Consider the following 14,049-nt stretch of genomic DNA (forward strand, 5'->3'; position numbering starts at 1 on the left):
GACCGCTACGACGAGAGACCGCTACGACGAGATCCGCGGCCAGCAGCTGCAGACGCAGCCGAACACCGACAACGTCATGCTGCGCGGCGTGAACGCCGCGCCGGTGCTGCCCGACTCCGCACTGCAGCGCTCGAACAACCGCGGCAGCGGCAGCACCCGCATGGAAGGCACGCAGCCCATTCCGCCGCCGGCCGATACGCGGAAGTTCGCTCTGCCTGCGAGAAGCTGAGGGACTGCTTGAGGTCGCTCGGGGTGCGATCACGCCGGCGGAGTGCCTTGCGCAGCGAAATAAAGGAGGAGGCCGCAGCCCGGGGGACATTCGCGCAGGGGAGTACCCGGTGCCCTGTGCACGCACCCCGAACAACGCGCCAGCAGAAACTGAGAAGATCCAGAACATGACCCCCTCCCAGACCGCCCTCACCGACGCACTCGTGGCCGCGCGCCGCGGCAACCGCACCCTCGATGCCACGCCCTGGACCGACGCGCTCGAAACCGATATCCAGGCCTATGAAGTGCAGGACGCCGTCGCGGCCGCGCTCGGCTGGTTCGACGCTCAGCCCGTGCCCGGCACGTGGAAGTCGGGCGGCGGTTCGCGCGGCGCGACGCTCACACATGCGCCACTGCCTCCTGCCGGTGTGCGCCGGAGCCCGGCGAACTTCAGCGACCTCGTGTTCCACGCGCCCGGCATCGAGGCCGAGATCGCCTTGCGGCTCGGACAGGACGTTGCGCCGGCACAGGCCGCGCAGCTCGATCACGACAACACCGCATCGCTCATCGACGCCATGACCGTGTCGGTCGAAATCGTCGACTCCCGCTGGCAAGACCTCGCCGCAACACCCGCCCTGCTGCGCCTTGCCGATTCGCAGGTGCACGGCGCACTCGTGCTCGGCGAATGGACGCCCTACGCCGCCGTCGACTGGGCCTCGCAGCGCTGCGAAACGAAGGTCGGCGGCGCAGAGACCGTGGTGCGCGAAGGCACGCATCCGCTGGCCGACCCCGCATGGCTGCTGCCGATCTGGCTGCGCCACCTGACCCGACACGGCCAGACCGTTCCCGCGGGCACGGTGGTCACCACCGGCTCGTGGGTCGGCATCGTGCCCTGCCGGCGCGGCGATCAGGTGACGGCGGAGTTTGCCGGCATAGGCGCCGTCCGCTTGATCGTGTAGCGCTCGCCGCCCACCCCCGAGCACGCCACCAGAAAGTCGAGCACCGCCCGGACCCGGGCGGGCAGTGTGCCGGCCTTGCCGATGTAGACCGCGTGGATCGGCTCCACCTCTCCCGGGTTGAACTCTTCGAGCAACGGCACAAGCCGACCGGCGTCGATGTCGTGCTGGATGTGATACAGCGACAGCCGCGCCACGCCAGCCCCTGCGATGGCCAGCCGGCGCAGCGTTTCGCCGTCGCCCGCGCGCACCGGACCGGCCACGGGCAGCCACACCATGCGGCCGTCGACCCGCAGCGGCCAGTCGGGCGAACTGCGCCGGTAGCTCCAGCCCAGCCGGTTGTGGGCTTCCAGCTCCTGCGGCGTGCGCGGCGTGCCGTACTTCGCGAGGTAGTCCGGCGCGGCGACGATGGACTGGCTGGTCCCACCGAGCCGGCGCGCCACGAGATCGGAAGACGGCAGTTGGCCCCAGCGGATGGCGATATCCGCGCGCTCATCCATCAGGTCGACGATGCGGTCGGTCAGCGCAATGTCGAGCGTGATCTGCGGATGCCGTTCGAGCAGGCGCGGCACCAATGGCACCAGCTTGTGGTGCCCGAACGAGACGCTGGCATTGATGCTCACGCGCCCGCGCGCCGCCGCACCGGCCGCCGCGCAGCGCTCGGCCTCGTCAATGTCGGCCAGCACGCGCAGGCTGCGTTCGTAGAACTCCGTGCCTTCGGGCGTAAGTTGCAGCTTGCGCGTGGAACGGTGCACGAGCTGGATGCCCAGGCGCAATTCGAGCCGCGCCACGAGCTTGCTCATGGCCGAGGGCGTCATGCCCAGCAGGCGCGCCGCCGCCGAGAACCCGCCAGACTCGACCACCTGCACGAAGGCTTCCATTTCGCCGGAACGGTTGACGTCGATGCGCGGCATGGCTCCTCCGATCTATGAATTAGAGTCACAAGTATGTGTACCTGCGGCATTCTAGTCATCAGTGGCTTTCGTCCGCACAGTACAGGGCATCATGCCAATCGCTCTAATCGCCCTCACCGCCGGTGCCTTCGGTATAGGCACCACCGAGTTCGTCATCATGGGCCTGCTGATGCAGGTCTCGACGGATCTCCACGTCTCCATCACGGCCGCCGGCCTGCTGATCTCGGGCTACGCGCTCGGGGTCGCGGTCGGCGCGCCGGTGCTCACCATCGCCACCCGCAAGCTGCCGCGCAAGACCGTGCTGCTCGCGCTCATGGGAATCTTCACGCTCGGCAATCTCGCCTGTGCCGTGGCGCCCAACTACGAGATGCTGATGGCCGCGCGCGTCATCACCTCGCTGGCGCACGGCACCTTCTTCGGCGTCGGCTCGGTGGTGGCCACTGGCCTGGTGGCGCCCGAACGGCGCGCCTCGGCCATCGCGATCATGTTCACCGGGCTGACCGCCGCCACGCTGCTCGGCGTGCCGGCCGGCGCGTGGCTGGGCCTGCAGTTCGGCTGGCGCTCGGCCTTCTGGGCCGTGACGCTGATCGGCGTGCTGGCCTTCACGGTGCTCGCGGTGTTCGTGCCGCGCGTGAAGGGCAAGGCCGGGTCCGCGCCGCTGCGCGAAGAGCTCGCCGTGCTGGCGCGCCCGCAGGTGCTGCTCGGCCTGGCCATGACGGTGCTCGGCTTTGCCGGCGTGTTCGTGGTATTCACCTACATCCAGCCCTTGCTCACGCAGATCACCGGCCTGTCGGAGTCGGCCGTGTCGCCGATCCTGCTTGTGTTTGGCGGCGGGCTGGCCGTCGGCAATATCCTGGGCGGCAAGCTGGCCGACCGCGCGCCGATGGCCGCCGTGCTCGGTACGCTGGCTGCGCTGGCCGTCGTGCTGGGTGCGATGCAGTTCGCCATCGGCACGCCGTTCACGGCGGTGGGGTTCGTCGGCCTGCTCGGCGTGGCTTCGTTCGCCACCGTCGCGCCGATGCAGTTGCGGGTGCTGGAGAAGGCCTCGGGCGCAGGCCAGAACCTCGCGTCGAGCCTGAACATCGCTGCCTTCAACCTCGGCAACGCACTCGGCGCCTGGGTCGGCGGCGTGGTGATCGACCATGGGCCGGGATTGCGCGCGCTGGGCTGGGCGGCGGCGCTGCTCACGCTGGTGGGCCTGATGATCGCGCTGTGGAGCCGCTCGCTCGACCGGCGCGAACCGCGCAACGTACTGGGGGACAGCGCTTCGGCGCGAGTTTGATTCACCGGCGGTCGCAGCCGCCGAACTCAGTGCTGCCGCGTGATCAGATCACTGCGCGCCCCCTCAACAGGCATGAAGAACTCGAACCGATCGCGCCCCGCCGCCTTGGCGTTGTAGAGCGCCGTATCGGCCCGCGCCAGCAACTCCTCTGCGGTGACGGAGGAATCGGCAGCACGGTGAAACGCGATACCGACGCTGGTCGTCACCTTGATGCGCTGGCCGTCCACCGTGAAGGGCGGCGTGTGGACGCGCTCCACGATCTTTGCCGCAACGGTGGCCGCGGTGTCCGGTGCGGTCAGGCCTTCGAGCACGAGCACGAACTCGTCGCCCGCCAGCCGGGCCACCATGTCGGTACCGCGCACGCAGCCCAGCAGCCGCCGCGCATATTCGGTGAGCACCGCATCGCCCACCGCATGGCCCATCGTGTCGTTGATGGCCTTGAAATGGTCGATGTCGAGGAACATCAGCGCCATCGCATTGCCCGCGAGCCGCCCGCGTAGCACCGCTCCGGGCAGGTACTCGTTGAACGCCAGCCGATTGGGCAGGCCGGTGAGCGTGTCGAGCCGCGCCAGTTCGATGAGTTTGTGCTCCACCACCTTCAGTGCCGTGATGTCGTGCGCCAGCGAGAAAATGCCGTGCGTCATGCCGTCTTCGCGTACATCGGGGACGTAGGTGACCTGCGTGATGCGGTCGAAGCCCTGGCGCTGCATACGAGCCTCGAACTCCGCCCGCTCTCCGCCCAGCGCCCGCGCGAGCATCGGCTGGCGCGACTCGTACACCTCGCGGCCCAGCACGTCCTGCACCTGGCGCCCCAGCACCTGGGCCGGGTCGAGCCCGAGCCATTCGCGGCTGGTGGCATTGGCGAAGGTGATCTTCTCGTCCCGGTCGATGTAGGTGATCAGCGCCGGCATGTTGTCGGTGATGGCGCGCAGGCGCAGTTCGCTCTCGGCCAGGCGCAGTTCCGCCTGCTTCAGCGCCGTGATGTTGAAGGACATGAGGTAGAAGCCGACGACCTCGCCGCGCAGGTTCTTGTCCGGCATCAGGTTGGCCTGGAAGTATCCCTCCCTGCCGTGCATGGGAGCGCGAACCGGGAAACGCACCTTCTTGCCCGAGAACACCACGGGCAGGTAGGGCTTGAGCTGCGCATGCACCGCCTTGCCGAGAGCCGAACGCAGGGTCGTGCCCTTCAGCGAAGCGCTCTGGTCCAGGCCCGCCGTCTGGCGCGCCCTGACGTTGGCGAACAGGCAGTTCTGCTCGCGGTCGAAGTAGCCGACCAGCGCCGGGATGTTGTCGGTCACGTCGCGCAGCCGCTTTTCCTGCTCGGTCAGGGCCCGGCGGATGTTCACGTCCTCGGTGATGTCGAAGGTCATCGAGAACACGCCGCGCACCACGCCGTCGGCATCGATGTCGGGAATGTAGTGGGCCTTGAACGTGCGACCGCCAATGCCCAGCGCCGGGTCGCCGGACTTCTCGAGAATCACGGTCTCGCCGGCCAGCGCGCGCCGGAAGCTCGGCTCCACCATCGCGAAATCCGCGGGGCCGCGCACTTCCGGCATCAGGCGGCCCACCAGCGTCTTGTCCTTGTGCAGGGCCCGCACGTGCGCATTGACGAAGGTGTAGCGCATCGACGCATCGACGTGCGACACCATCGCCGGGATGTTGTCGGCAATGATGCGTACCTGAGCCTCGCTGTGCGCCAGGCTGAGCTCGATGGCTCGCCGCTGCGCCATCAGTTCGTTGAAGGTGCGCGAGAGATCGCCGATCTCGTCGAAGGCGTAGGTGCGCGCCGCCGCGGTCCCGGTAGCCGCCTCCCGGGTGGATTGCATGTGCTGGTGCAGTTCGGACAGCGGCTTCAGCTGCCGGCGCACCACCGCGAGGGCCAGCGCGCCCGCGGTCAGCGCCAACGCCAGCGCCCCGAACCACGCACCGCGTTCGATGGCGTTAATGCCCGCGAAGGCTTCGCTGCGCGGGTACATGGCGCCGACGATCCAGTTCGCCTGCTCGGCACGGTCGAAGGCATAGAGGCCGCGCACGCCGGCTTCGTTGACGCCCTCGCTCGAGCCCTGGAAGCCGGCCAGCGCGCGAAGGACCTCGGGGTCGCCGCCGCCATTCGCCTGGATGTGATTCAGGATGCGCGAGGCGTCCGGATGGTCGACCACGATGCCATCCGCGGTCGTCACGAACAGATAGCCGGTCTTGCCGAACTTGATGTCGGCGAGCGCACCCAGGATGTTGCGGTCCTTCAGGTTGATGGCACCTGAGATCACGAACCTCATCTGCCCCGCGTTGTCGAGCACCGGTGCGGTGATGGCCACCTGTGCCAGCCCGTTGAGCCGGTTGCGGTAAGGCTCAGATACGAGACCGGCCCGGGACGCAACCGTTCGCTGGAAATAGGGCCGATCCTTCACGTTCACGGTACCGATGCGGTTCGCACCGTTGAGGTTGGCCACGAGGTTGCCGTCCATGTCGAGGAAGGCGACGTTGTCGAAGGCCTGACGCAGCGAGGCGTGCCTTTCGAGGAACGCCTGCAGCTGCACGGTGTCCTGGAAGTCCTGCGCTTCCACGCTGTCGCCGAAGGTCTGCAGCAGGATCAGCCGGCTGCCGAATTTCTGGTCGATGGAGTCGGCGATGGCGGCCACGCGGGCGAGCTGCTCGGCCTCGATCGAGGCTCGCATGTTGCTCTTCACGAAGTGCAGAGCGAAGGTGGCAATCGCGAAGGTGGCCGTCAGGACCACCGCCATCACGCCGAGGCTCAGGCGTGTGTGCAAACCGAACCGGAATTTCGAGAAACCTGTTTGAGTCATTGAACTGTTCGGACCGGTACGTTGCCGGAGGGAATTTCCGGACAGTATCGGTGCGATCCACGCACCGGCAAAGGGCTTGGATGCAGGGCGCGACGAACAGCTCTATGTCCCTGAAAAAATGATCACCTTTGCCTTACTTTCATTCGGACAAAGACGGGTCTACCCGGCGAACATCTGCAGCTCCCGAGCGCGCGCGCGGGGCGATCAGCGCATCGACGAGGCTGTCCACGCGCTGCTCCGCGCGCCGCATCGAATTCGAAAGCTGCTCGCCGCCGAATTCGTCGGACTCCACCGCCGCCTCGAACACTTCGGTGATCCCGATGTAGCCGAGCGCCGAACGCACGCTGCTCTCGGTGTGGTTGAGGTGCGCGACGCGGCCGCCCGCGTCGTAGCCATGGTCGCCGCGCGCGCCCAGCAGCACCACGCGCTTGCCCGCGTCCGCCAGCAGCGGCCAGTACGGCACCGCGCCGCGCGAACGGTCGAAGCCGAAGGTGCGCCCGACGCGCACGATGTTGTCGATCCAGGCCTTGAACTGCGCGGGCACGCTGAAGTTGTACATCGGCAGGCCGATCACGACCACGTCAGCGGCAATGAGCTGGTCGACGAGCCGATCGCTCTCGGCGAGCGCCTCGGCCATCCATGGCTCGCGCGCGGCCGGCGGCGTGAAGGCCGCGTGGATCCAGCGGTCGTCGACGTGCGCGGGTGGCTGCCGGCCCACGTCGAGGTAGTCGATGCGATCGGCGGGCCGCGCCTTGCGCCAGCGCTCGACGAAACGCGCCGAGAGGCGGCGCGTGTGCGAGCCGTGGAGGTCGGTGCCGGAACGGCCCGGCCGGGCGCTGGCGTCGATGTGGAGGAGATTCATGGTCATGGTCTTGATGGATGAATTGGTATCTTTCGTCCCGCGCGGCCAGAATGGTGCGCAGGCCTTGAATCTAGGTTCACGAGCCGCTCATCACAAACGACGATTTCTCCACGCATGAACGAGATTGGCTCATCCATCCGCCCTCTCCGGCGGCTGCCTCCCCTGCTGTCGCTGCGCGCCTTCGAGGCTGCGGCCGCGCACCTGAGCTTTCAGCGCGCGGCGCTCGAACTGTCGGTTACGCCGTCGGCCATCAGCCACCAGGTGCGTGCGCTCGAAGACACGCTGGGCCAGCCGCTGTTCCGCCGGCTCACGCGGCAGCTCGCGCTGACGCCAGCGGGCCAGCGGCTGTTCGCCGACCTGCGCATGGGCTTCGACATGCTCGAAGCCGGCGTCGACAAGCTGCGCCGCCCCGCCGCGTCGCAGGCCATCACCCTCACCACCAACACCGCATTCGCCGCGCGCTGGGTGCTGCCGCGCATGGAGGCGTTCCGCAGGGCCTGCCCGGGAGTCGAGCTGCGGCTGCATGCGAGCGACACCTTGGTCGACCTGGCGCGCGGCGACGCCGACATCGCTGTTCGCTCGGGCCACGGCAACTGGCCGGGGCTGGTGTCGCGCGAGCTGATGCCCGAGCGCTATGCGCCTTTGTGCAGCCCGATGCTGGGCCTGAAACGCGCCTCAGACCTGCCGAAGCACCGGCTGATCCACTGCGACTGGCAGCCGCAGGCGCTCGCACCTGCCGTGTGGACGCGCTGGTTTCGCGAAGCCGGCATCACGCCGCCGAGGGGGCGCGCGATGAAGGCTTCGGGCCTGTCGTTCTCCGACGAGACGCACGCGACGCTGGCCGCGCTTGCAGGACATGGCGTTGCGCTGCTGAGCCTCACGCTGTCGGCCGAAGAGCTGCGCAGCGGTGCGCTGGTGCAGCCCTTCGGGCCTGCGCTCGACACCGGCAGCTACTTTCTGGCGGTCGCGCGCGGCAGCGAGAGCGAGCCGGCCGTGCGGGCGGTGTGGGAATGGATTGCGTCGCAGGCCGCACCGGAGCCGCAATCGCGAGGCTGAGGACAAGCTGGACGCAGAACTTGCAGGCTGTCGCAGTTCTCGCGGAGACTCGCGTTCCAACAACAAAGTGAGGAGAAGTCATGACGAGGTTTGCCCGCATCCCTCTTGCCATCGCGACAGGCGCGCTTCTTGTAATGGCTTTGGCTTCATGCGGAGGAGGCGGCGGGGGAGGCGGAGGCGCAGGCATCGGCATAGGCCTGGGTACGGGTTCTGGAGGAACGACACCGGTCACCGGCGTTCCCGAGCTGCCGGCACGCGAGGCCCTCATCGCTCGCGCGAGAACCTTCGAACTCGACACGCCCTACGTGCCGCCACCCGGCGACCCGCTGGAGCACAACACCTCGGGCTACGCCAAGACGATGTGCTCCGCCGCATTCGTCACCGGCCTCGATCCCGATTTCGCCGTCGAGAGCGTGGGCTACTTCACAGGGCCCTACGACCAGCGCAAGAAGGTCGGCAGGCCGGTGGTCGACCGCGACAAGAAGGAAGTCCGCATCGCCATGCCCAATGGGCCGACGCTGGTGGCGCGCTACTACGGTTCGCAGGGCTGCATCACGCTGCCAGCCGGCAACGACGGCGTGTTCTTCACGCCGGTGGCCGTCAAGAGCGCCCTGCCCGATCCCTCGACCCAGCCGTGGCCCATGGGCGACGTGACGCCCGCCGGTCCCGCGCCCGGCATCGACACAGCAAAGGTGGGCCAGGCAGTCGACGCGGCCTTCGAGCTGCCGGAGGCCTACACCGCAGCCGTCGTCGTCACGCACAAGGGACGCATCGTCGGCGAGCGCTACAGGAGCGGCATCACGGCGACCACGCCGCTCGAATCGTGGTCGATGGGCAAGAGCGTGACCGCGACGATGCTGGGCGTGCTGATGAAGCAGGGCGAATACCGGCTCGACCAGCGCGCGCCGATTCCCGAGTGGCAGGCCACCGGCGACAAGCGCCAGGAGATCCGGATCTCGGACATCCTGCACATGTCGAGCGGGCTGCGCATCAAGGCGCCCGATGACCCGGACTTCGACCCCAACGGCACCTACCCCGACCACACCTACCTCTACACCGGCCGCATCAACTCGTTCAACTACGCGGCCACCCGCCCGCAGCAGTGGCCGCCCAACACCGTCGGGCGCTATCGCAATACCGACCCGGTGCTGGCGAACTACCTGATCCGCCTTGCCGTCGAGAAGCGCGGCGAGGAGTACCTGTCGTTCCCGCAAAGAAACCTGTTCGACAAGATCGGCATCCGCACGATGACCCTGGAGACCGATCCGTATGGCAACTTCCTCGCGCAGGGCTATGACTTCATGTCGGCACGCGATTGGGCGCGCCTGGCCAACCTGTATCTGCAGGACGGCGTCTGGAATGGCGAGCGCATCCTGCCCGAAGGTTTCGTCAAGTTCGTGAGCACCCTTGCACCGGCCTGGGCGGCCGACAAGCGCCCGATCTACGGCGGGTTCTTCTGGTTGAACGGCACGAGCACGTGGCCGGTGCCGACCACGGCGTACTACATGCTGGGCGCGGGTGGGCAGACGGTGCTGATCGTTCCTTCGCACGACCTGGTGGTGGTGCGTCTGGGCCATGACAAGGGAGAGCGGGCATCGGCCACGAGCCTGCGAAAGGCGCTGTCGCTCTTGATGCAAGCCGTGCCCAGTTCGTCGTGAGCAAGAGAGACCTCCTCGTTTCCCATTTCTGCAGCGGTGACGCCATCCGCAGCCGAAGCGTGAGCGATATCGTGCTGGCGAAAACGCTCGACGTGCCCGCGCCCCCTGCACGCCTGCTTGGGGATTGGGAAAGAGAGATTTCTTCGCAGCTGTCGCTGGAACCCGGCGACGTCGATGCGCTGCCCTTGGCCCGGGCGCGTGCACGCTGGCCGGACTACCGGCTCTGCGTGCAGGCGGTATCCGACTGGACGCGCACGCTCGGGCTGCCCGAGGTGCTTGCCTCGAGCGACGTCGCCCTCATGGCTTGCCGCGGCGCGAGGTACCACCATGACGGTGCGCAATACGGCGGCGCGGCCTTCTGCAATCTTTTCGTGAGCGAGGACAAGGGGCTGGACTTGCACTTCCCCTTGGCAGGTCATCGAATCCCCCTCGTCCGGGGTACTGCCGTGATATTCGATACCGGCCAGCCTCATGGTGTCATTCGACGCGGCAGCAGCGGCTTCGACGTGGCCGACTTCGCGTCCGGCCAGGATTGCACGCAAATGTTCCTGACCTGGGAGCTTCCGATCGAAGACACCCATGTCGCGCACGCTCTTCAGATCACTTTCGACGTCGACCCCTCGACCTCGTCACAACTGGAGGAAGAGCAGGTCCGGCTGAACGGCGAGCGGGCCGCCGTGTGCCCGAGTACCGGTCAGTGGCGCAGTGCCGATTGACCGTCAGCGGCTGACTGGAGCTGCCCCGGCCGCCAGTTCCTTCAGGCACGCGCTGACCGCCTGGGGCGGTGCCTTTTCGTGACAGCGCGCTGCCGCCTCGCGGGCAACGGATTCGCTCAAGCGCCGCTCCCGCGCGGCCTCGACCTGGAATTCGACGACCCACTTCATGAGCATGGCCATCACGATCAGCAGGCCGATCAGGGCGGCCACCAGCGTCATGCGCCAGTCCCGAATGCGAAGGATCGACGCTGCGGACTTGCTCGCCACGGGTGCTGTGGGTTCTTGCAAAGCCATTTAGCGCGGGAGGTCCGGAAAGACCCACATGCTCAACCCAAGAATCAGGCCGGCTCCCAGCGACACGATGGCCGCGGTCATGAGCATCGATGCCGCAACGATGTTGGGAACCCGAATGGCCCCGACCACGAAGGCAACGGCCGCCAGGATGCACAGGAGCACCGACAACCAGGCCATGTATGCCGGCCTGAGCTGGGTCGCCAAAGGTTCGTCCGGGCTGATGTCGGACAGGAACGGGGTGCGCATGAATTGCCTCCTCTTGCAAGATGTCGCGGCGGATCGGCTCAGGTTGACCTTGGGTCAAGACCCTTCGGATCCGCTTGCAACTGCCCCTGAACTTCACCAAGAAAGTTACCGGGAGAGGCTATGAAAAATATGCGCCCTGGCTAAGGGAGTAGTTCGCAAACATGGCGCATGAAGAGCCGGTGCAGGCAGAAAGCTCGAGTGCCTGAGCAATATTTGACATATGTCAAAACCCGGCTCGTCCGCGTCGAAGCGCGGTGAGTTGCAGGCTTCTTGAAAAAGAAGCTCGAGGTCAGGCCGAGCGAAGCTGATCACGCAGCTTCTGCCCGATCTCCGGGCGTTCCAGGAACGGGTCGGCCGGATTCGTGATGGAGACGATGTTCTCCATGCGGCTTTTCACGTTGCCCAGCGCCTTCGGATGGCTGAACACGTAGAACTGGTTGGCGCTGATGGCGTCGAACACCTTGGCCGCCACTTCGGCCGCCGTGATCTTGCCGCTGCTCACCGCCTTGTTGCTCATGGCCTGGCCGATGAGCTGGCTCTTGGTGAGTTCGCTGTCCTTCGGTGCATTGGGCCGGTTGCGCTCGCTGCTGGTAATGCCGGTGGGCACGAAGTACGGGCACAGCAGACTCGCCCCGATCTGGTCGGTAACGAGGTTCAAGTCCTGGTACATCGTCTCCGTGAGGCTCACGACCGCGGCCTTGGCCGCGTTGTAGATGCCCATGTTGGGCGGCGTCAGCAGGCCGGCCATGCTCGCGGTGTTGGTGATGTGGCCGCGATAGCTCGGGTCTTTGGCCGCCGCTTCGAGCATCATCGGCGTGAACAGGCGCACGCCGTGGATCACGCCCCACAGGTCCACGCCCAGCACCCATTCCCAGTCGGCCACGGTGTTCTCCCACACCAGGCCGCCAGCGCCCACGCCCGCGTTGTTGAACACGAAGTGCGGCGCGCCGAAGCGTTCCTTCACGGCCGCGGCCAGCGCTTCCATCTGTGCCGCGTTCGACACGTCGACCTTGCGCGCCAGCACCTGCGCGCCAGCGGCTTCCATTTCTGCCTGGGCCTTGTCGAGCGCATCCTGCTGCACGTCGACCAGCACGAGGTTCATGCCGCGGGCGGCGCCGATGCGCGCGCACTCCAGGCCGAAGCCCGAACCCGCGCCGGTGAGAACGGCGGTCTTGCCCTTGAAGTCCTGAATCATTGGGTGCTTTCCTTTGGTTGACTCTGCATCGGCTATTGGAACGCTTTGCACAGTGGTTGGCTGTCGTTCGTGTGACGCGCGCCGCGAGCGGTTTGTGGCGGGTCCAAACCGAAAACTCGCTCCTGCGTGACATAGAACCAGCCAGTTGACGATAGACAACAGTGGCAATAGCCACGCCCGCGTACAACGCTGCGCCATCCACAAACAGGGAGCGTAGCGAATGGAGCGAAAGATTTTGGTGGTCGGCGATCCGCCGGCACCCGGCGGCATGGTTCTGCCTTATGAAGGACCAATGCTCGATCTGCATGGACATCGGGTCGCCCTGATCGGCGGCAGGGCCTACTGCGAGGGCTGCAACAGCGTGGGCATCATCATGAAAGCCGGAGGGCCGCGACGTCCCAAATTCATGTCGGAGGCAGCGCTGGAAGGCGATGTGGTGGTCTGCCACTGCCCCGTGCCGCAGCCCATACTTTCCATGCGGCAACAAACGGCGACATATGACGACGGGGCATGGCATGCCGTTGGCTCCGAAGCTGCAATGGTCGTGCCGACCCCAACCAAGGAGGAATTGGCCGCATTCAAGAAGGCAGTCGACGCGGGCGTGACCCATGCGCCGGAGGCAGAGCCGGCCGAAAAGATCTGCCCCGCCATGACCAACAAGGAGTTCTGCCAAATGGCACTCAGGCTGCGCGACCAGTCCATCGAGTTCATCGAGAAGAAGCGCCTTCCAGAACTTGATCGGTGGGACAAGGCGGCGCAAACGCGAGTCGAGGAATGGTTCGGTGTGGCCGATCAATCCATGCGCGAGCACCTTCAGAAGGGGCTGATCGCTTGCAAGCGCGTGCTCGAAGGGCTGGGGTGCCAGAACTTCATACGGTACTCGGAGGCAAATCAGAGGAACCTCGGCTGCGTTTTCCTGAGCGACACGGTCGGAACGATCGCCGCGGTCTGCAAGCCGGACATCGCGACTCATACCATTGCCATCGGGCTTGACTTCTGCGACTTCCCGGAGAACATGCTCATCTACGGCACGAGCATCATCCGTGACGGAGATTCGAAGCTCCTGACGTTGATTCACGAAGTCACGCACTTCAACGACACCTTCAGCTCATTCGATACCTGGTACGGCACGAAAAACGCGAGGGATCACGCTGAAGACCCCAGGTCCCGCGTCATTCCGACAGCATCGCCGGCTACATTCTTGGTGTTGTGGCGAAGGCATCCATATGAAATACATCTTCAGGCCTTTGCTCGTCGCCGCCGTGCTGACGAGCTCAAGCGCCATGGCCTGCAAGCCCGTCACGGTGACAAGGCTTACTTTCGCCGAGGGCTCCGCCGACCTTGAGCCGGCTCAGATCGCGAAGCTGGCGAATTTCGTTGACCGAGCGAACTCGACCTTCACCAGATACCTCGAGGTTTCTATCGATGGAGGTGCCACCGTCAAGACTCCGGGCAGGACGCCCGGTGAAGCGGCCCGACTGGCAGAACAACGAGCCCGAAAGGTGACCCAGGCATACAGGCAGTTCCAGCTGAACGAGATCAAGCTGGAAACCACTTCGAATATTTATGAAGACAACAGGATGTCGAGGGAAGCAGGCAACGACTTTGTCGTAGTCCAGTTTCACCCCGACTACGAGGCGCTGAAGCTGCCCGACTGCTCTCCTGTCCCGATCCCGGGATTCAAGCGTTAGGCATGGCGTCGCCAGCCACAGCGAACGCCTCTAGGTGTGAAGCTCCAATAGGTTGTATCCGGTGTTCATCCGGATTGGGTTTGAGAGACTGGAAGTCGCCAAACACCCAATCCACTCAGGACGCCCAACCGGATGAACACCCATAAGCATGCCCGACTTACCTTTGCC

At 66.0% G+C, this 14,049-nt stretch carries 14 protein-coding genes; 8 read left to right on the plus strand and 6 right to left on the minus strand.

Translation table 11 applies throughout. The annotated features are described in order from the left end of the window. Together AC1DFC_RS29165 and AC1DFC_RS29170 are read left to right on the plus strand one after the other, a co-directional pair. A partial coding sequence (locus tag AC1DFC_RS29165; protein WP_478180523.1) for a hypothetical protein occupies positions 1-229 on the plus strand: 229 nt, incomplete at its 5' end. Positions 230-395: 166 nt separating this feature from the next. Continuing rightward, entirely contained in the window at positions 396-1,166 is a 771-nt protein-coding gene (locus AC1DFC_RS29170; RefSeq protein WP_007832750.1) for a fumarylacetoacetate hydrolase family protein, read from the plus strand. Here the strand turns inward: AC1DFC_RS29170 and AC1DFC_RS29175 are convergent. Further along, entirely contained in the window at positions 1,115-2,077 is a 963-nt protein-coding gene (locus tag AC1DFC_RS29175; protein WP_007832749.1) for a LysR family transcriptional regulator, read from the minus strand. The two genes, AC1DFC_RS29170 and AC1DFC_RS29175, sit on opposite strands and share 52 nt — an antisense overlap. Before the next feature lie 91 nt (positions 2,078-2,168). Between AC1DFC_RS29175 and AC1DFC_RS29180 the strand changes: the two genes are divergently transcribed. Further along, positions 2,169-3,359: an MFS transporter gene (locus tag AC1DFC_RS29180; RefSeq protein WP_478180524.1), complete on the plus strand. Its 1,191-nt coding sequence runs from the start codon at positions 2,169-2,171 to the stop codon at positions 3,357-3,359. Positions 3,360-3,385: 26 nt separating this feature from the next. On the opposite strand, the gene AC1DFC_RS29185 is transcribed toward AC1DFC_RS29180, so the two are convergent. Both AC1DFC_RS29185 and AC1DFC_RS29190 read right to left on the minus strand, forming a co-directional pair. Further along, complete coding sequence (locus AC1DFC_RS29185) at positions 3,386-6,163, minus strand: diguanylate cyclase domain-containing protein (protein WP_413335075.1); 2,778 nt, start codon at positions 6,161-6,163, stop codon at positions 3,386-3,388. 139 nt (positions 6,164-6,302) lie between these two features. Continuing rightward, positions 6,303-7,031: an FMN-dependent NADH-azoreductase gene (locus AC1DFC_RS29190; protein WP_478180525.1), complete on the minus strand. Its 729-nt coding sequence runs from the start codon at positions 7,029-7,031 to the stop codon at positions 6,303-6,305. Between the two features lie 108 nt (positions 7,032-7,139). Between AC1DFC_RS29190 and AC1DFC_RS29195 the strand changes: the two genes are divergently transcribed. From AC1DFC_RS29195 to AC1DFC_RS29205, 3 genes are all read left to right on the plus strand, one after another. Further along, entirely contained in the window at positions 7,140-8,081 is a 942-nt protein-coding gene (locus tag AC1DFC_RS29195) for a LysR substrate-binding domain-containing protein (protein WP_413335079.1), read from the plus strand. 80 nt (positions 8,082-8,161) lie between these two features. Then, positions 8,162-9,739: a serine hydrolase domain-containing protein gene (locus AC1DFC_RS29200; protein WP_413335081.1), complete on the plus strand. Its 1,578-nt coding sequence runs from the start codon at positions 8,162-8,164 to the stop codon at positions 9,737-9,739. Next, positions 9,736-10,455 (plus strand): hypothetical protein, encoded by a 720-nt coding sequence (locus AC1DFC_RS29205; RefSeq protein WP_413335083.1) that lies wholly within the window; start codon positions 9,736-9,738, stop codon positions 10,453-10,455. The genes AC1DFC_RS29200 and AC1DFC_RS29205 overlap by 4 nt, the downstream gene beginning before the upstream one ends. A 3-nt stretch (positions 10,456-10,458) precedes the next feature. Here the strand turns inward: AC1DFC_RS29205 and AC1DFC_RS29210 are convergent, their stop codons facing one another. The 3 genes from AC1DFC_RS29210 to AC1DFC_RS29220 all read right to left on the minus strand — a co-directional run bounded on the left by AC1DFC_RS29210 (position 10,459) and on the right by AC1DFC_RS29220 (position 12,190). Then, positions 10,459-10,722, minus strand: a complete 264-nt coding sequence (locus AC1DFC_RS29210; protein ID WP_413335085.1) for a hypothetical protein — start codon at positions 10,720-10,722, stop codon at positions 10,459-10,461. 27 nt (positions 10,723-10,749) lie between these two features. Continuing rightward, positions 10,750-10,995, minus strand: coding sequence for a hypothetical protein (locus AC1DFC_RS29215; protein WP_007832741.1), 246 nt, complete (start codon positions 10,993-10,995; stop codon positions 10,750-10,752). Positions 10,996-11,284: 289 nt separating this feature from the next. Continuing rightward, a complete protein-coding gene (locus AC1DFC_RS29220) occupies positions 11,285-12,190 on the minus strand; it encodes an SDR family oxidoreductase (protein ID WP_007832740.1) in 906 nt (301 codons plus the stop codon). Positions 12,191-12,410: 220 nt separating this feature from the next. Between AC1DFC_RS29220 and AC1DFC_RS29225 the strand changes: the two genes are divergently transcribed. Together AC1DFC_RS29225 and AC1DFC_RS29230 are read left to right on the plus strand one after the other, a co-directional pair. Beyond that, positions 12,411-13,535 (plus strand): M35 family metalloendopeptidase, encoded by a 1,125-nt coding sequence (locus tag AC1DFC_RS29225; protein WP_413335087.1) that lies wholly within the window; start codon positions 12,411-12,413, stop codon positions 13,533-13,535. Beyond that, positions 13,474-13,881: a hypothetical protein gene (locus AC1DFC_RS29230; RefSeq protein ID WP_413335089.1), complete on the plus strand. Its 408-nt coding sequence runs from the start codon at positions 13,474-13,476 to the stop codon at positions 13,879-13,881. Before AC1DFC_RS29225 ends, AC1DFC_RS29230 begins: the two co-directional genes overlap by 62 nt. Positions 13,882-14,049 lie beyond the last annotated feature (168 nt).

It is taken from the genome of Variovorax sp. 10L421, from assembly GCF_056395365.1.